17 protein-coding genes are annotated in these 16,116 nt (G+C 74.0%); 7 read left to right on the forward strand and 10 right to left on the reverse strand.

Annotated elements, in window-relative coordinates; genetic code table 11:
• The first annotated feature begins 107 nt into the window (after positions 1-107).
• The 4 genes from AB0I11_RS18300 (at position 108) to AB0I11_RS18315 (ending at position 3,731) form a co-directional block, all read left to right on the forward strand.
• Positions 108-707: a TetR/AcrR family transcriptional regulator gene (locus AB0I11_RS18300; protein WP_357321254.1), complete on the forward strand. Its 600-nt coding sequence runs from the start codon at positions 108-110 to the stop codon at positions 705-707.
• On the forward strand, positions 704-2,332 hold the full coding sequence (locus AB0I11_RS18305; RefSeq protein ID WP_357321257.1) for an isovaleryl-CoA dehydrogenase: 1,629 nt from the start codon (positions 704-706) through the stop codon (positions 2,330-2,332). Before AB0I11_RS18300 ends, AB0I11_RS18305 begins: the two co-directional genes overlap by 4 nt.
• A gap of 89 nt (positions 2,333-2,421) precedes the next feature.
• Entirely contained in the window at positions 2,422-2,835 is a 414-nt protein-coding gene (locus AB0I11_RS18310; protein WP_357321260.1) for a PadR family transcriptional regulator, read from the forward strand.
• Entirely contained in the window at positions 2,832-3,731 is a 900-nt protein-coding gene (locus AB0I11_RS18315) for a permease prefix domain 1-containing protein (protein WP_357321263.1), read from the forward strand. Before AB0I11_RS18310 ends, AB0I11_RS18315 begins: the two co-directional genes overlap by 4 nt.
• Positions 3,732-3,753: 22 nt before the next feature.
• Here the strand turns inward: AB0I11_RS18315 and AB0I11_RS18320 are convergent, their stop codons facing one another.
• Positions 3,754-4,203, reverse strand: coding sequence for a VOC family protein (locus tag AB0I11_RS18320; RefSeq protein ID WP_357321266.1), 450 nt, complete (start codon positions 4,201-4,203; stop codon positions 3,754-3,756).
• A 249-nt stretch (positions 4,204-4,452) separates the two neighbouring features.
• Here AB0I11_RS18320 and AB0I11_RS18325 point away from each other — a divergent pair, with 249 nt between their 5' ends.
• Positions 4,453-6,279 carry a long-chain fatty acid--CoA ligase gene (locus tag AB0I11_RS18325; RefSeq protein ID WP_357321269.1) on the forward strand — a complete coding sequence of 609 codons (1,827 nt, stop codon included), beginning with the start codon at positions 4,453-4,455 and terminating at the stop codon, positions 6,277-6,279.
• Positions 6,280-6,318: 39 nt separating this feature from the next.
• Here AB0I11_RS18325 and AB0I11_RS18330 read toward each other — a convergent pair whose 3' ends face one another.
• Positions 6,319-6,726: a helix-turn-helix domain-containing protein gene (locus tag AB0I11_RS18330; RefSeq protein WP_357321272.1), complete on the reverse strand. Its 408-nt coding sequence runs from the start codon at positions 6,724-6,726 to the stop codon at positions 6,319-6,321.
• 28 nt (positions 6,727-6,754) lie between these two features.
• On the opposite strand from AB0I11_RS18330, the gene AB0I11_RS18335 reads away from it, so the two are divergent.
• Positions 6,755-7,366 (forward strand): hypothetical protein, encoded by a 612-nt coding sequence (locus AB0I11_RS18335; protein WP_357321275.1) that lies wholly within the window; start codon positions 6,755-6,757, stop codon positions 7,364-7,366.
• 54 nt (positions 7,367-7,420) lie between these two features.
• On the opposite strand, the gene AB0I11_RS18340 is transcribed toward AB0I11_RS18335, so the two are convergent.
• The 3 genes from AB0I11_RS18340 to AB0I11_RS18350 form a co-directional block, all read right to left on the reverse strand.
• Complete coding sequence (locus AB0I11_RS18340) at positions 7,421-8,236, reverse strand: NAD(P)H-binding protein (RefSeq protein ID WP_357321278.1); 816 nt, start codon at positions 8,234-8,236, stop codon at positions 7,421-7,423.
• Positions 8,224-8,826, reverse strand: coding sequence for a glyoxalase (locus AB0I11_RS18345; protein WP_357321281.1), 603 nt, complete (start codon positions 8,824-8,826; stop codon positions 8,224-8,226). Before AB0I11_RS18345 ends, AB0I11_RS18340 begins: the two co-directional genes overlap by 13 nt.
• Positions 8,827-8,966: 140 nt before the next feature.
• Positions 8,967-9,653, reverse strand: coding sequence for a YoaK family protein (locus AB0I11_RS18350; RefSeq protein ID WP_357321284.1), 687 nt, complete (start codon positions 9,651-9,653; stop codon positions 8,967-8,969).
• Between the two features lie 100 nt (positions 9,654-9,753).
• Here AB0I11_RS18350 and AB0I11_RS18355 point away from each other — a divergent pair, with 100 nt between their 5' ends.
• Positions 9,754-10,434 carry a GntR family transcriptional regulator gene (locus AB0I11_RS18355; protein ID WP_357321287.1) on the forward strand — a complete coding sequence of 227 codons (681 nt, stop codon included), beginning with the start codon at positions 9,754-9,756 and terminating at the stop codon, positions 10,432-10,434.
• 3 nt (positions 10,435-10,437) lie between these two features.
• On the opposite strand, the gene AB0I11_RS18360 is transcribed toward AB0I11_RS18355, so the two are convergent.
• From AB0I11_RS18360 to AB0I11_RS18380, 5 genes are read right to left on the reverse strand one after another with little or no spacing between them, the layout of a single operon-like run.
• Positions 10,438-12,225, reverse strand: coding sequence for a gamma-glutamyltransferase family protein (locus AB0I11_RS18360; RefSeq protein WP_357321290.1), 1,788 nt, complete (start codon positions 12,223-12,225; stop codon positions 10,438-10,440).
• Positions 12,222-13,223, reverse strand: a complete 1,002-nt coding sequence (locus AB0I11_RS18365; RefSeq protein WP_357321293.1) for an oligopeptide/dipeptide ABC transporter ATP-binding protein — start codon at positions 13,221-13,223, stop codon at positions 12,222-12,224. Before AB0I11_RS18365 ends, AB0I11_RS18360 begins: the two co-directional genes overlap by 4 nt.
• Positions 13,220-14,272, reverse strand: a complete 1,053-nt coding sequence (locus tag AB0I11_RS18370; RefSeq protein ID WP_357321296.1) for an ABC transporter ATP-binding protein — start codon at positions 14,270-14,272, stop codon at positions 13,220-13,222. Before AB0I11_RS18370 ends, AB0I11_RS18365 begins: the two co-directional genes overlap by 4 nt.
• Positions 14,269-15,156 (reverse strand): ABC transporter permease, encoded by an 888-nt coding sequence (locus AB0I11_RS18375; RefSeq protein WP_357321299.1) that lies wholly within the window; start codon positions 15,154-15,156, stop codon positions 14,269-14,271. The genes AB0I11_RS18370 and AB0I11_RS18375 overlap by 4 nt, the downstream gene beginning before the upstream one ends.
• Positions 15,153-16,109, reverse strand: coding sequence for an ABC transporter permease (locus AB0I11_RS18380; protein ID WP_357321302.1), 957 nt, complete (start codon positions 16,107-16,109; stop codon positions 15,153-15,155). The genes AB0I11_RS18375 and AB0I11_RS18380 overlap by 4 nt, the downstream gene beginning before the upstream one ends.
• Positions 16,110-16,116: the final 7 nt, after the last annotated feature.

The raw sequence follows: 16,116 nt of genomic DNA on the forward strand, positions 1-16,116 counted from the left end.
CCGCAGCCAAGCTGTGACCGATTCCCCGCGCGGAACCCGGCAGGCGACGCCGAACGGGACGCGGGCCCGCCTTGCCAGCAAGCTATGAACGATGGTTCACTTCTTGCGTGCCGTACCGCAGCACCGAGCGGGTGAAGGCCCGGCTGAGCGCCTCCCGCGAGCGGATCATCACCGCCGCGCTCGAGATCATGGCCGGGCACGGCTACGCCGGCTGCTCGGTCGCCGCCGTCGCGGAGCGGGCCGGGGTCGCCACCGGCAGCGTCTACCGCCACTTCCCCACCAAGGCCGAGCTGTTCGCCGAGGTGTTCCGCACCGCGTCCGGGCGCGAGGTGGCCGCCGTGGCCCGCGCCGCCGCGCCGCTGGGCAGCGCCGCCGCCCAGGTGGCCGCCGTGGCCGAGACGTTCTGCGGCCGCGCGCTGCGCGCACCCCGCCTGGCGTACGCCCTGCTGGCCGAGCCGGTCGACCCGGCGGTCGACGCCGAGCGGCTGGTCTTCCGCCGCGCGTACGCCGACCTGATCGCCGGCTACGTCACGGCCGGGGTGGGCCGGGGCGAGCTGCCCCCGCAGGACCCGGAGCTGACCGCGACCGCCCTGGTCGGCGCCCTGGCCGAGGCCATGGTCGGCCCCCTCGCCGCCGGGGTCGCCGGCCCCGACACCATCCCCGACCTGGTCACCTTCATCCACCGCGCGCTGGGAGTAACGCCGTGACGACACACGAGGTCCGCAACCAGGTTCCCCCGCTGGTCGGCTACGACGCGGCCGACGACCCGGCGCTGCTCAGCGGGCTGGACCGCGAGGGCGCCGGCTGGGCCGCCGGCGAGCTGCACGAGCTGGGCCGGCTCGGCGGCGGCGAGGAGGCGATCGAGCAGGGGCGGCTGGCCAACGAGCACCCGCCGGTGCTGCGTACCCACGACCGCTACGGCCACCGCATCGACGAGGTCGAGTTCCACCCGGCCTGGCACGAGCTGATGCGTACCGCGGTCGGGCACGGCCTGCACGCCGCGCCCTGGTCCGACGACCGGCCCGGCGCGCACGTGGCCCGCGCGGCCAAGTTCTACGTCTGGCGTCCCGACGCCGGGCACGGCTGCCCGATCTCGATGACCTACGCGGCCGTGCCCGCGCTGCGGCACGCCCCGGACCTGGCTGCCCGCTACGAACCGCTGCTGACCGCCACGACGTACGACTTCGGGCTGCGCGCGCCGCTGGGCAAGCGGGGCCTGCTGGCCGGCATGTCGATGACGGAGAAGCAGGGCGGCTCGGACGTCCGCGCCAACAGCACCACCGCCCACCCCGAGCCGGACGGCAGCTACCGGCTGGTCGGGCACAAGTGGTTCACCTCGGCGCCGATGTGCGACGTCTTCCTGACCCTGGCCCAGGCGCCGGGCGGGCTCACCTGCTTCCTCGTCCCGCGGGTGCTGCCCGACGGCACCCGCAACCCGATGCGGCTGATGCGGCTGAAGGACAAGCTCGGCAACCGGTCCAACGCCTCCGCCGAGGTCGAGTACGAGCACGCGGTCGCCTGGCGGGTCGGGGACGAGGGTCGGGGCGTCCGCACCATCATCGACATGGTCAACCTGACCCGGCTGGACTGCGTGATCGGCGCGGCGGCCGGGATGCGGCAGGGCGTGATCACCGCCGTCCACCACGCCGCCCACCGGCAGGCCTTCGGCCGCTACCTGGCCGACCAGCCGCTGATGCGCAACGTCCTCGCCGACCTCGCGGTCGAGTCCGAGGCCGCCACCGTGCTGATGATGCGGCTCGCCGGCGCCACCGACCGGTCGGCGCGCGGGGACGCCGGGGAGACCGCGTTCAAGCGGCTCGCCCTCGCCGTCGGCAAGTACTGGGTCTGCAAGCGCTGGCCGGGGCACGCCGCCGAGGCCCTCGAATGCCTGGGCGGCAACGGCTACGTCGAGGAGTCGGGCCTGCCCCGGCTGTTCCGCGAGTCACCGCTCAACTCGATCTGGGAGGGCTCGGGCAACGTGGCGGCGCTGGACGTGCTGCGCGCCCTGGCCCGGGAGCCCGAGGTGATGGCGGCGTTCGAGACCGAGGTGAGCGCCGCGGAAGGCGCCGACCGGCGGCTCGACGCCGCGCTGCGCCAGTTGCGGGCCGAGCTGGCCGACCAGGCCGACCTCGAACTGCGCGCCCGCCGGGTCGTCGAACGGCTGGCCCTGGTCCTGCAGGGCGCCCTGCTGGTCCGGTACGGGCACCCGGCCGTCGCCGATGCCTTCTGCGCCTCGCGGCTCGGCGGCGACCACGGCCAGGCCTTCGGCACCCTGCCGGCCGCCGTGGACTTCGCCGCGATCATCGCCCGGGCCACGCCCAAGCTCGGCTGAGCCCGCCCGCCTTCGGCCGCCCTCCCCCACGGAGGGCGGCCGTCGCTGCCTATAGCTGTCCTAGTACTAGATCTGATAAAGTACTAGTCATGTTTGAGAGAAGCGAGAGCGACGCCGCCCTGCTCGGTGACGCCTTCGCCGCCGACCTGCTCCGCGGCCACACCGACACGATCGTGTTGGGGATCCTGCGCCGCGGCGACAGCTACGGGTTCGAGATCTTCAAGACGGTCCGCGAGGCGACCGGCGGGGCGTACGAGATCAAGGAAGCGACGCTGTACGCGAGCTACCGGCGCCTGGCCAAGGACGGGCTCGTCGAGGCCTACTGGGGTGACGAGACCCAGGGCGGCCGGCGGAAGTACTACCGGATCACCGACGCCGGCCACGCCGTCTACCGGCGCAGCGTCGCGGCCTGGGTGGTCACCCGCGACCTCATCGACTCGCTGCTCGACCTCGGCGATCAACCCACGTCCCGGCAACGGACCACCGGAAAGGCATCGTCATGACCACCTCGGACGGCACCACCCGCAGCGCCGCGACCGACCTCCACCGCCTCCTCGACCAGGCCTTCGCGGACGTCGAGATGACCCCCGAGGTCCAGGACCTGAAGGAGGAGATCCGGGCGAACCTGGTGGCCCGGGTGGCCGACCTCGAACGGGCCGGCCTCTCCCCCGCCGCCGCCGTGCAGCGCGCGACGGCCGAGTTGGGCGACGTCCGGTCGCTGGTCGACGAGATGGCGTCGGCGCCCGACTCGCCGGCCTCCGCGTGGGCCCGGCTCCGGGTCCGGCCCAAGCCCGGATTCCTGGTCCGCACCGTCGTCCTCGCCGCCATCGCGGTCGCCGCGCTCGCCGTGCTCGTGCTGGCCGCGCTCGACGTCGCGGTGCCCGACCCGGCGTGGCTGGCCGCGATCGCCGCCGTCGCGCTGCCCGCCGGCCTGATCGTGGCCGACGCGCTGCGGCAGGAGACCACCATGAGCTACCCGATGCCCGGCCGCCGCGCCGCCGGTTACGGTGCCGCCACGACGGTCGCCCTCGCCGGCGCCGGCGCCGCCTGGCGCTACCTGACCGGGGCGGAGCTGCCCTGGCTGATCGGCGGCGTGCTCGCCGTCGTGGCCGCGGCCGTCGCGTTCACCTACCTCGGCGCCACCCAGACCAACCGGCACAAGCCGTGGGTACGCCACCACCAGGCCGCCCACCAGGACGTCGGTGACCGCTTCACCACCGACCCGGCCGCCGCCGCCCGGTTCGGCATCTACACCCTCACCCTCTGGCTGGTCGCCATCGCGGCGTTCGTGGTGCTGGGCTTCACCGTCGGTTGGGCCTGGTCGTGGCTGGCCCTGGTCGGCGGCTTCGCGGCGATGATGCTCGTGCTGGCCCGCATGCTCTTCCCGCCCCGGGACTGACCGGCCCGCCGGGAGCCGGGGCTCAGGCCGCGACGGCCCGGCCCATCTCGGCGAGGATCCCGGTGCCCTGGCCGACCTCGATCAGATAGCCGTCCGGATCCCGCAGGTAGCAGCGGATCTCGACGCCGTGGTCCTTCGGCTCGGTCAGGAACTCCCCACCCCGGGACCGCCACTGCTCGTACACCGCCCGGACGTCGGTGACCCGGATGTTCAACGCGCTGCTCAGCGTCGTCGAGTCCGCCGGCGCCTGGGCCCGGACGTCCGGCTTGTCGTCGGTCGGACCGCCCTCGGTGTTGAGCACCAGGTAGCTGTTGTGCAGGCGCAGGATCGCCGGCCGGCGGTCCCGCACCACGGTGGCGCCCAGCACCCGCCGGTAGAACTCCCGGGACCGGTCCACGTCCCGCACGATCAGCAGATGCGTGAGCACCAGCCCCGCCTCGGGCTGGAAGTAGTCCGGTGCCTCGCTCGCCATCCCGCCTCCCCGGTCCGGCCGGGTGCCTACCCGCTCCGGCCGGCGGCACACCCCTGCCCGGTACGCCCGCCAGCCGGGTGCCCCGGCTCCGCCCCGGATTGGCCCGCATGGCCGGTGCCGGGCCGGGTACGCCACGGCCGGGATCGCGGGCCGGGAGCGGAGGTGGGGCGTGGGGCGCTACGACGACGAAATGATTGGGCCGGCCGCGCCGCCGGCCGACCGGGACGTACCGCCGGACCGAGGGCCGTGATGCGGCGCACCGTCAGCGTGCCACCGGAGATCACCGGCGGGGAGGCCGTCGGGCTGGCCGACGCGGTGTGGGACAACGCGCGGCGCGACCCGGACGCGGTGCAGTTCCGCCGCCCGGACCCGGACGCCCGGACCTGGCCGCACCCCGCCGCCGACCCGTCGGTGGTGACCTGCGGGCAGTTCCGCGACGACGTGCTCGCGGTGGCCCGCGGGCTGCTGGCCGCGGGCGTGGAGCCGGGGGCGCGGGTGGCGTTGATGAGCCGCACCCGCTACGAGTGGACCCTGGTCGACTACGCGCTCTGGGCGGTCGGCGCGGTGACCGTCCCGGTGTACGACACGTCCAGCGCCGAGCAGTTGGCCTGGATCCTCGCCGACTCGGGCGCGGTGGGGTGCGTGGTGGAGACGGCCGAGCACGCGGCGCTGCTGGCCGGCGTCCGCGACCGGTTGCCGGAGCTGCGCGAGGTGTGGCGGATCGACTCCGGTGACCTGGTCCGGCTGGCGGAGCGGGGCCGGGCCGTCGACGACGGGGCCGTGGAACGCCGGCGGGCCGCGGTGTCGGGCGCGGACCCGGCGACGATCGTCTACACCAGCGGGACCACCGGGCGGCCGAAGGGCTGCGTGCTGACGCACCGGAACATCCACCTCGACGTGGCCAACGCGGTCGCCGCGCTGCCCGAACTGTTCAACCAGAAGGCGTCGACGGTCCTCTTCCTGCCGCTGGCGCACGCGTTCGCCCGGATGGTCCAGGTGGGGATGGTGCGGACCCGGGCGACGATGGTGCACAGCCCGAACCCGCGCGGCGTGCTCCAGCAGCTGCGCCGGTACCGGCCGACGTTCGTCCTCGCGGTGCCGCGGGTGTTCGAGAAGGCGTACACCGGGGCGCGGCAGCGGGCCGCCGACCGGCATCTGGGGTGGCTGTTCGCCGCCGCGGACCGGGTGGCGGCGCGGTACAGCCGGTCGCTCGACACGCCGTCCGGGCCCGGAACCGGCCTCCGGCTGCTGCGGGGCCTGATGGACCTGCTGGTCTACCGGAAGCTGCGGGCGGGGTTCGGCGGACGCTGCCGGGTCGCCGTCGTCGGTGGGGCGCCCCTCGGTGAGCGGCTCGGGCACTTCTTCCGGGGCGCCGGCCTCACCGCCCTCGAAGGCTACGGACTGACGGAGACCTCCCCGGCGCTGGCGGCGAACCGGCCCTCGGCCATGCGGATCGGCACCGTCGGCCGGCCGCTGCCCGGTGTGCAGGTGGCCATCGCCGACGACGGGGAGATCCTGGTCCGCAGCGACGTCGTCTTCCGGGGCTACTGGAACAACCCGGCCGCGACCAGCGAGACGTTCACCGCCGACGGCTGGTTCCGCACCGGCGACGTGGGCAGCCTCGACGACGACGGCTATCTGCGGATCACCGGACGCACCAAGGAGATCCTGGTGACCGCGGAGGGCAAGAACATCGCTCCCGCCCCGATCGAGGACCAGGTCCGCGCGCACCCGCTGGTCAGCCAGTCCATGCTGACCGGCAACGGCCGGCCGTACGTGGGCGCGCTGGTCACCATCGACCCGCAGGCGTTGACCCGGTGGGGCGACGCGCACGGCCGCCCGCACGCGTCGGTGGCGGAGTTGCGCGAGGACCCCGCCCTGCGCGGCGAGGTCCAGCACGCGATCGACCAGGCGAACCGGTCCGTCTCGCACGCCGAGGCGATCAAGGCCTTCCGGATCCTGCCCGACGACTTCACCGAGGCCAACGGTGAACTCACCCCGACGTTGAAGGTCAGACGCGAGGCGGTGCAGCAGCAGCGCGCCGCGGACATCGAGGCCCTCTACGGCGGCCGCTGACGCACTCCCCCACTCGCCGGAGCACGGCCGGCCGCGGGCCTACGCGATCGCGTGCGCGCAGCGCATCGGCTCGTCGGGTGCGGCTCGGCCGTGGGTGCGTCGCAGGTGCGCCTCGCCCCAGACCCGGACGCCTTCCACCACGGGCAGAACCGTGCTGCCGTAGGGAGTGAGCCGGTAGATGATCGGTGCCGGGACGGGTCCGGTCACGATGCGCTCGACGAGCCCGTCAGCCTCGAGTTCGCGTAGCTGCTCGGCCAGCACTTTCGGCGTGATCGGCGCGACCAGACGGCGGAGGCCGGCGAAGTGGCACTCGCCGTGGGCCAGCCAGTACACCAGCGTCAGCTTCCACTTCCCACCGATCGCGGCGAACGCGGCGGCCATCGGGCAGCCGGGTAGCGGATTGGGGCGCGCCGGCGAGGGGTTACCCGCAGGTGCCTTCTTGTCCATGGGCGTACTCCGCTCAGATAGTCGGACCATGAACCTCCACGCCAAGATCACCAGGCCGTACCGGCGGGTCCTGATCCCGTGCCTGTCACTTCTCATGCTGGCCGCGACGGCGGCGTCGGGCGGCGCGGCGGCGGCTCCCCTCAGGGCTTCGGCGGCTGTCGAGGATGGGCAACGTGACTTCGACTGGGAGATCGGTGCCTGGCATACCACGGTGCGGGTGCTCGCCGATCCGCTCTCCGGATCCGCGGATGAATGGCTCCATTTCGAGGGTACGAGCGTCGTGCGTCGGCTGCTGGACCGGCGTGCGAATGTCGTCGAACTTACGGTCTCGGGGCCGGACGGACGAATCGAGGGCCTGAACCTGCGGCTCTATGAGCCCCAGGCAGGGCGCTGGAGCCTGACCTTCGTGAACCTCCGCGACGGACTGCTCACCCCGTCCGTGTACGGCCGGTTCCACGACGCGGTGGGCGAGTTCTACGGCGACGACCAACTCGGGGGACGCGCGATAAAGGTGCGCTTCCTCATCTTCCGGCAGGGCCCGGACCGGGCGAGGTTCGAACAGGCCTTCTCGGACGACGGCGGAGTGACGTGGGAGACGAACTGGATCGCCGTGGACACCCGCATTGACAACGGCAGCTGAGCTTTCCCCATGACCTCGGCGGCCCCGAGTGCCCGGAGTCGACGTCGGTGCCGGTCACACCCCACCGGTGCGCGCGGCGGCCAGCACGTCCCGCAGCGGGGTCGGGGCGCGGCCGGTCAGCTCGGCCACCGCGCCGGAGGTCGCCGCCCAGCGGCCCTGCCGGACGGACTCGAACATGCTGGCGTACGCGTAGGTCCACCACGGCTGCTCGCCGTGCCGCAGCAGCGCGGCGGCGAAGTCGGCCGGCGTGGCGTCGGCGTACCGGTGTCCGGCCGCCGCGACGACCGCCTCGACGGGAAGGCTCTCCGGCCCGGTCACGTCGTGGTGGCCGTTGGTGGGTCCGCGCAGCGCCAGCGCGGCCAGACAACCCGCCACGTCGTCCCGCGCGACCAGGGCGACCCGGCCGGCCCCGGCCGGGAGCGCCACCGTCCCGCCGTGGCTCGCGCCGACCTGCCGGATCAGGCCGACGAAGAACTCGGTGAACAGGCCGGCGCGGGCGATCGAGTACGGCAGGCCGGAGGCGCGCAGCAGCCGCTCGGTGTGCCCGTTGGTGTGCGCGTAGCAGAACGGCGAGTCCACGTCCGCGTCCACGCCGCTGAGCAGCACCACGTGTCGGACGCCGGACGCTTCCGCCGCGTCCAGCACGTGCTGGTGGTGGACGATCACCCGGGCGGCCTCGCCGTCGCTGGAGACGAACACCAGGGTGTCGACCCCGGCCAACGCGGCCCGCAGCGCGGCCGGGTCGTCGTACGGGGCGGTACGGCTCGACAGCGCGACGACGTCGTGCGGCCCCTCGGCGGCAAGCCTCCGCGCCACCTGTCCGCCGACCCGGCCGGTGCCGCCGGTGACCGCGATCCTCAGGCCGCCCACGTGAACCCGTCCGGGTCGGTGAAGGGGCCGGCGTCGCTGCCGATGACGAGCCGGTGCGAGCCGGTGCCGTCCGGGGAGACGCCGGCGTCCTTGGCGGCGGCGCGCCGCCCGTAGAGCGCCAGCTTGACCGACGAGGCCGGGGTGGCGAACTCGACGTACTTACTGCCGAAGCTCTTCGCCACGGCCAGCCCGCGCTCGACGTAGAACTGCCGGCTCGCCTTCACGTCCGCCACGCCGAGCAGCAGCACGATGTCGTCGATCCGCCGACTGGCGGGGCCGGTGTCCTTCTTCGCCGACGTGGCGACCTTCCAGATCGTCCCGTCCGGGGCCTGCACGACGCCGCCGTACCCCCAGAAGCTCTTCTTTGCCCGCTTCAGCTCGGTGGCCCCGCCGGCGAGGGCGGCGCCGACGAGGGTGTCGACGGTGCTGGGCTGGGACACCACGAGGGAGAGCACGAAGCCGCGGAAGCCGGACGTGGGCGCCTCCGTGGCGCGTACCCGCACGTGGTCGGCCAGGCCGAAGTCGGTGTAGAAGGCGGTGGCGCCGGCGGGGTCGGTGACGTCGAGGGTGAGGGACTCGATGGAGGTCATGGCGATCACGCTAGGCGCGGCCGTGCCGCCGGTGCTTCTCGATTCCTGACCGGTCCGGCCGACCGGCCGGCGGCACCCGTCCCGGCGCGTGGGCGGCGCCGGCGGGACCGCTCGGCGGGCGCGTGAGCCGCCGGGCCGACCTATTCCGCCATCCGGGCCGACACGGCGATGACCAGCACGAGGGGCGCGAGCAACAGCACCGGCGACCAGGCGGGCAACTGCCGGGCCAGCAGCGAGCCGACCACCGCGCCGGTGATCAGGGCCAGCAGGACGTGGGCCTTGGGCCGCAGGTGGTGCCACGGGCGGCGGGCGGCCACCCCGGCGATCAGGCTGGTGAGCGTGCCGGTCAGGTACGTGGAGGACAGGCCCGGCACGCCGAAGCGCTGGATGGCGCTGCTCTGCACGCCCAGCGCCGCCGCCGACAGCATCAGCAGCCCGAGGTCGACCGGTGGCGACCGGTTGGGCAGGGTGACCACCCAGACGACGAGGAAGACGACGAACACCAGCAGTTCCAGGACCAGCGTGTGGGTGACCCGGCGGGGCCAGACCGGGTCGTCCGGCTGCGCCGGGCCGGCCAGGCGGGCGCCCGCGAGGACTCCGGCGATGAAGCTGAGGATGGCGCAGCCCGAGGTGAGGGCGAGGTCGGCGTCGCCGCGGCCCGCGGAGAGCCCGAGCAGGACCATGTTGCCCGTCATGACGCTGGAGAAGGCCCCGCCGAGGGCCAGGAAACCGATGGCGTCGGCGCTCCCGGTCAGGAAGGTGAGCACGACGACGAGGGCCTGCCGCCGGCGGGCGAGGTCCGGGCTCCCCGGCGGTGCGGCGCGCAAGCGGCTGACGGATGGCGCTGTTTTCGGCACGGTCGGCTGTCCTCCGCAAATTGTTCTTCGTATACGCTCTGCCTGGACGGTTCATGGAGAGGTGGTCAGGTTGGCTGATGACCTGCGAGGCAAGCTCGGCGCTCAGCACCTGCCGCTACGCGACCAGGTCCTCGCCGCCTTGCGGACCGCCATCATCGACGGCCACTACCTGCCCGGCGAACGGCTGACCGAGGATCGGCTCGCGGAGGACTTCGCGGTCTCCCGCAACCCGGTCCGGGAGGCGTTGCGCGTCGCCGAGGCGGAGGGTTTCGTGGTGATCCTGCCGCGTCGCGGCGCGGTGGTCGCCTCCCCGAGCACCGCGACCGTCGCGGACATGTTCGCCGTCCGCCAGCGCCTGGAGTCGCTGGCCGCCCGGCTGGCGGCCGAGCGGGCCACGGCGGCGGACGTGGCCGCCCTGCGGGGCCTGCTGGAGCAGGGCCGCGCGGCGACGCAGCGGCAGGACCTGGCCCGGGTCGCCGAGCTGAACAGCGCCCTGCACCTGCGGATCCTCGAGATCAGCGGCAACCCGTGGCTGTTGTCGATCGCCAAGGCGCTCTACCTCCATGTGCAGTGGGTCTTCCGGCTGGGCGCCGCGGAACGGGCACCACACTCGTGGGCCGAGCACATCCAACTGGTCGACGCCATCGAGTCCGGCGACGGTGACCGGGCCGAGCGGGCCGCGCAGGCCCACCTCGACGCCGCCTCCGCCGCCGCGTTTGAGAACGCCGAGGCCGGATACGGGGCCCGCTGAGGGTCAGCGGCCGCAGGCGTAGCCCTGCATGCCCCGCGGGTTCGCGCCGGCCGCCAGCACGCCGGTGCCCGGGTCGCGGGTCACCGCGCACAGGCGGCCCAGGGTCCACGCGCCGGACAGCCGCACCTCGTGCCCCCGGGCGCGCAGCGCCGCCAGCACCTCCTCGTCCAGCCGGTCCTCCGCCACGAGCACGCCGGGTTCGATGTCGCGCGGATAGAACGAGCCCGGCAGGCTGATGGTGTGCCACATCGGCGCGTCGATGGCCTCCTGCAGGTCCTGGCCGCCGACCAGGTGGCGCAGCAGGAACAGCAGTTGCCACTGGTCCTGCTGGTCGCCCCCGGGCGTGCCGAAGGCCAGGACGGGCTTCCCGTCGCGGTGCACCATGGTCGGGCTCAGCGTGGTACGCGGCCGGCGTCCCGGCGCCAGCGACGAGGCCAGCCCCTCCTCCAACCAGAACATCTGCAGCCGGCTGCCGAGGGGGAAGCCGAGGTCCGGAATGGTGGGCGAGCTCTGCAACCAGCCGCCGCTCGGGGTCGCCGAGATCATGTTGCCCCACCGGTCGACCACGTCGACGTGACAGGTGTCGCCCCGGGTCACCCCGTCCGACTGCACCGTCGGCTCGCCCGTCGTGGGGTCCGCCGGGTCGACCCGGCCGTCGCCGCCGCGCCGCACGTGCGCCGGGAGGCGCGGCTCGGCGCCCTCGGGGCGGCCCGGTCGCAACCGCGCCGACGCGCGTTCCCCGACGAGGCCGGCGCGCTCCCGCGCGTACTCGCCGGAAAGCAGCGCCTTCGCGGGCGCGGGCCCGTCGCCGTACCAGGCCTCCCGGTCGGCGAAGGCGAGTTTGAGGGCTTCGGCCTGGGCGTGGATCCCGGCCGCGGTGGACGGGTCGTACACCGCGGGGTCGTCGAGCGCGTCGAGGATCGCCAGGGTCTGCAACAGCACCGGGCCCTGCCCCCAGAAGCCGGTCTTCGCCACCGTGCAGCCGTGCCAGTCCAGGGTGGCCGGCTCCTCCCAGCTGGCCCGGAACCCGGCCAGGTCCGCGCCGGTGACCAGGCCGGCGTGCGGGCGTCCGCTGGAGTCCTGGAAGGGCTGCCGGCTGAACCGGTCGATCGCCTCGGCGACGAACCCCTCGGCCCAGGCGCGACGCGCGGCCTCGATCTGCGCCTCCCGGTCCGCGCCCGCCGCCCGGCCGGCGTCGACCAGTCGTCGCAGGGTCTGCGCGTACGCCCGGTTGGTGAACAGCTCCCCCGCCGCCGGCGGCCGGCCGCCGCGGAGCCAGAGCTGGGCGGAGGTCGGCCAGTGTTCGGCGAAGAGCGACCGCACGGCGGCCACGGTGTCGCCGACCCGGCCGACCAGCGGGTGGCCCGCGCCGGCGTAGCCGATCGCCGGCTCCAGCACCTCCTCCAGCGAGCAGGTGCCGTGGTCGCGCAGCAGCAGCAGCCAGGCGTCCACGGCGCCGGGGACGGCCGCGGCGAGCGGGCCGGAGCCGGGGATGAGGTCCATCCCGAGGGAGCGGAAGTGCGCGATGGTGGCGCCGGCGGGCGCCGGCCCCTGCCCGCAGAGCACCTTCGGGGTCGGGTCCTGCGCGGTGGCCACGATGGCCGGCACCTCACCGCCGGGCCCGTTCAGGTGCGGCTCGACGACGTGCAGGACGAACCCGGCGGTGACCGCGGCGTCGAAGGCGTTTCCACCGCGCTCGAGGATCCCCATCGCGGACTGGCTGGCCAGCCAGTGCGTCGAGGACACCATCCCGAAGGTTCCCTGCAGGGTCGGCCTGGTGGTGAACGTCATGACAACACCTCACTCTGGTCGGCGGCCCGGACGTCGGGCCGGGTGCCGTCGGGCTGGACCAGGTGGCAGGCGGCCATCCCGCCGCCGAACGCCACCTGGGCGGGCACCTCGGTGGCGCACCGGTCGAAGGCCAGCGTGCACCGGGTACGGAAGCGGCAGCCCGACGGCGGGTCCAGCGCGGACGGCAGGTCGTCGCCGAGCAGCACCGGTTGCCGCTGTCGCTGGCGCACCGGGTCGGCCACCGGCGCGGCCGCCAGCAGCGCCTGGGTGTACGGGTGGGCCGGGCGGGTGAAGATCCGCTCGCGCGGGCCCTGCTCCACCAGTTGGCCGAGGTACATGACGGCGATGTCGTCGGCCAGGTACTCGACCGCGGACAGGTCGTGGGTGATGAAGAGGCAGGCGAACCCGATGTCGCGTTGCAGGTCGGCGAGGAGGTTGAGCACCGAGGCCTGCACCGACACGTCGAGCGCGCTGGTCGGCTCGTCGGCGATGAGCAGCTTCGGCTCGGAGATCAGCGCGCGGGCGATGCTGACCCGCTGGCGTTGCCCGCCGGAGAGTTCGTGCGGATACCGGCGGGCGACCTCGGCCCGCAGCCCCACCCGGCCGAGTTCCTCGGCCACCCGGGCCGCCCGGTCGCGGCGGCTGATCCGCTTACCGGAGAGCCGCAGCGGCTCGGCCACGATCTCGCCGACCAGCATCCGCGGGTCCAGCGAGCCGGCGGGGTCCTGGAAGACGATCGACACGTCGTTGCGGTGCCGGCGCAGCTGCCGCCGGGTCAGCCCGGTGACGTCGGTGCCGGCGATGCGGACCGCACCGGCGGTGGGCTTCTCCAGCCGTACCACGCAGCGGCCCACGGTCGACTTGCCGGAGCCGCTCTCCCCCACCAGCGCGGTGACCCGGCCCTTGGGGATGGTGAGGGACACCCCATCCACGGCCCGTACCGGCCCGAAGTGCATCACCAGGTCCTCGAGTTCGAGGGCGTTCGGTTGCGGCGTCATCCGGTCGCCTCCTGGGGCTGCGTCCGCGGCGCCGGGCACGGATGCCAGCAGGCCGCGAGGTGGTCGGTCACCGCGGTGCCGACCGGGTCGAGCGGGGGCGCGGCCTGCCGGCACCGCTCGTCGGCGGCGGGGCAGCGATCCGCGAAGGTGCAGGCGTCGGGCTGGGCGGACAGCACCGGCACCAGGCCGGGGATCTCCTGCAGCCGCTCGGTGCCGGCGTGCTTGCCCGGCGTCGGCGAGGCCGCCAGCAGCCCGGCGGTGTACCGGTGCCGGGGCTGGGCGAACAGGTCGACGACCGGTGCCCGTTCCACCACCCGCCCGGCGTACATGACGACGACCCGGTCGGCGATGTCGGCGATCACGCCGAGGTCGTGGGTGATCACCAGGATGGTGGTGCCGAGCCGGTCCCGCAGGTCCCGCAGCACCTGCAGGATGCCGGCCTGGACCGTGACGTCCAGGGCGGTGGTGGGTTCGTCGGCGACCAGCACCTTCGGGCCGCAGGCCACCGCCATCGCGATCATCACGCGCTGGCGCATGCCGCCGGAGAGCTGGTGCGGGTAGTTGTCGACGCGGGTCGCGGCGGACGGGATGCCGACGAGCGACAGCAGCTCGACGGCGCGGGCCCGGGCCGCCTTTTTGGACATCCGCTCGTGGACCTGCAGCACCTCCCCGATCTGCCGGCCCACGGTGAGCACCGGGTTCAGCGAGGTCATCGGCTCCTGGAAGATGTACGCGATCTCCTTGCCGCGCACCCGGCGCAGCACCGACTCCCGGGCGCCGACCAGTTCGGCGCCCTCCAGCCGGACGGAGCCGGTGACCCGCGCGCTGTCCGGCAGCAGGCCGGCGATGCTCATCGCGGTGACGCTCTTGCCGCAGCCGGACTCGCCCACCATCCCGACGATCTCGCCGGAGGCGAGGTCCAGGCTGACCCGGTCCACCGCCGAGACCGTCCCGCTCTCGGTGCGGAACGAGACCGACAGGTCGCGTACCGCCAGGACGGGCGAACCGACCGCGGCGGCGGAGGCGGCCGCCCGTTCGACCGTGGTCATCGCCGGTCTCCCTTCGGGTCGAGGGCGTCCCGGAGGGCGTCGCCGAAGACGTTGAACGCCAGCGCCAGGCCCATGATGACGACGCCGGGCAGGACCGCGGCCCAGGGTGCCCGGGCGGCGAACTGCTGGGCGGTGGCCAGCATGGTGCCCAGGCTGGGCGCGGGGGGCTGGATGCCGAGGCCGAGGAAGGAGAGCACCGCCTCGCCCAGGATCGCGGCCGGGATCGCCACGGTGGCCTGCACCAGGATCACCGACGTCGCGTTCGGCAGGATGTGCCGGGCGAGCACCCACAGGTCGCTGGCCCCGTCCACCACGGCCGCGGCGACGAAGTCGAGCGACTTGAGCCGCAGGGTGTCCGAGCGGACCACCCGGATCACGCCGGGGATCTGGGCGATCCCGACGGCCACGGCCGCGTTGGTGAGGCTGGCGCCGCGGATGGCCGCCAACCCCACCGCCATGATCAGGAACGGGAAGGCGAGCAGCAGGTCGGTGAAGCGCGAGATCACCGCGTCCCAGGACCGGAAGTAGCCGGCGGCCAGGCCGAGCGGCACCCCGATGACCAGCGAGGTGGCCACCGCCAGGAACGCCACCTGCAGCGAGGCGCGTGCGCCCAGCATGATCCGGGACAGTACGTCCCGGCCCAGGTCGTCGGTGCCCAGCAGGTGCCCGGGGGTGCCCGGCGGGGAGAACGTGTGGGCGAAATCGGTCTGCTGGACCTCGTGCGGCGCGATCCACGGCGAGAGCAGGGCGACGACGGCCGCGAGCGCGAGCACCACGAAGCTCACCACGGCGAGCGGGTTGCGGCGCAGTCGCCGCAGGACCCGGGCGCGCCGGCTGATGCCGGCGGGAGCGGCGTCCGCCATCGGTACGCTGAGGACGGTCATGCCGGCTCCCCCGTCACCCGGATGCGCGGATCGATGACCGAGTAGAGCAGGTCCACCAGGAAATTGATCACGATGTACGCGGTGGCGGTGAGCAGGACGACCGCCTGGATCACCGGGTAGTCCCGCTGGAACACCGCGTCGATGGTCATCTTGCCGAAGCCGGGCAGCCCGAAGATCTGCTCGGTGACGACGGCGCCGGAGATCAGGCCACCGAGTTGCAGGCCGACGATCGTCACCACCACGATCAGGCTGTTGCGCAGGGCGTGCCGGGTGATGACGGCCCGGGGCCGCAGACCCTTCGCCTTCGCCGTCCGGACGTGGTCGGAGGAGAGCGCCTCCAGCATCGCCGACCGGGTCTGCCGCATGATGATGGCGGCGAGGCCGGTGCCGAGAATGACGGCCGGCAGGACGATGTGGTGCAGGTTGTCCACCGGGTCCTGGAGCAGGGGCACGAAGCCGGAGGCCGGGAAGAGCCCGGCCGCCACGGAGAGGTAGAGGATCGCCAGCAGTCCGAGCCAGAAGTGCGGCACCGACAGGCCGATCAGGGCCAGCCCGTTGGCCAGCCACTCGGCGGGGCGCCCGCGGCGGACCGCCGCGAGCACCCCGGCCCCGACGCCGAGCGCGGCGGCGAGGACGATCGCCAGCAGGGACAGTTCGACGGTGACGGGCAGGGCGGTGCCGAGCATCGAGGAGACCGGTATCCCGGTCCGGATCGACACCCCGAAGTCGCCCTGCACGACGCGCGCCACGTACTGCCCGAACTGGATCGGCAGCGGCTGGTCGAGCCCGTAGTGGTGCCGGATGGCCTCCAGCGCCTCCGGGGACCGGTCCTCGCCGGCGAGGGCGAGGGCCGGGTCCCCGGGCAGCGCCCGCACCCCGAGGAACACCACGACCGTCGACAGCAGCAGCGTCAACGCCGAGTGCCAGGCACGGGTGAGCAGATAGCGAGCCACGACATGA

Source organism: Micromonospora sp. NPDC050495 (assembly GCF_040655175.1).
Classification (GTDB): domain Bacteria; phylum Actinomycetota; class Actinomycetes; order Mycobacteriales; family Micromonosporaceae; genus Micromonospora.

Bases quoted from the DNA above. Each gene is read 5' to 3' on its own strand.
- AB0I11_RS18310 (WP_357321260.1), top strand. From the start codon at position 2,422: ATGTTTGAGAGAAGCGAGAGCGACGCCGCCCTGCTCGGTGACGCCTTC.
- AB0I11_RS18315 (WP_357321263.1), top strand. From the start codon at position 2,832: ATGACCACCTCGGACGGCACCACCCGCAGCGCCGCGACCGACCTCCAC.
- AB0I11_RS18320 (WP_357321266.1), bottom strand. From the start codon at position 4,203: ATGGCGAGCGAGGCACCGGACTACTTCCAGCCCGAGGCGGGGCTGGTG.
- AB0I11_RS18325 (WP_357321269.1), top strand. From the start codon at position 4,453: ATGCGGCGCACCGTCAGCGTGCCACCGGAGATCACCGGCGGGGAGGCC.
- AB0I11_RS18330 (WP_357321272.1), bottom strand. From the start codon at position 6,726: ATGGACAAGAAGGCACCTGCGGGTAACCCCTCGCCGGCGCGCCCCAAT.
- AB0I11_RS18335 (WP_357321275.1), top strand. From the start codon at position 6,755: ATGAACCTCCACGCCAAGATCACCAGGCCGTACCGGCGGGTCCTGATC.
- AB0I11_RS18345 (WP_357321281.1), bottom strand. From the start codon at position 8,826: ATGACCTCCATCGAGTCCCTCACCCTCGACGTCACCGACCCCGCCGGC.
- AB0I11_RS18360 (WP_357321290.1), bottom strand. From the start codon at position 12,225: ATGACGTTCACCACCAGGCCGACCCTGCAGGGAACCTTCGGGATGGTG.
- AB0I11_RS18365 (WP_357321293.1), bottom strand. From the start codon at position 13,223: ATGACGCCGCAACCGAACGCCCTCGAACTCGAGGACCTGGTGATGCAC.
- AB0I11_RS18370 (WP_357321296.1), bottom strand. From the start codon at position 14,272: ATGACCACGGTCGAACGGGCGGCCGCCTCCGCCGCCGCGGTCGGTTCG.
- AB0I11_RS18375 (WP_357321299.1), bottom strand. From the start codon at position 15,156: ATGACCGTCCTCAGCGTACCGATGGCGGACGCCGCTCCCGCCGGCATC.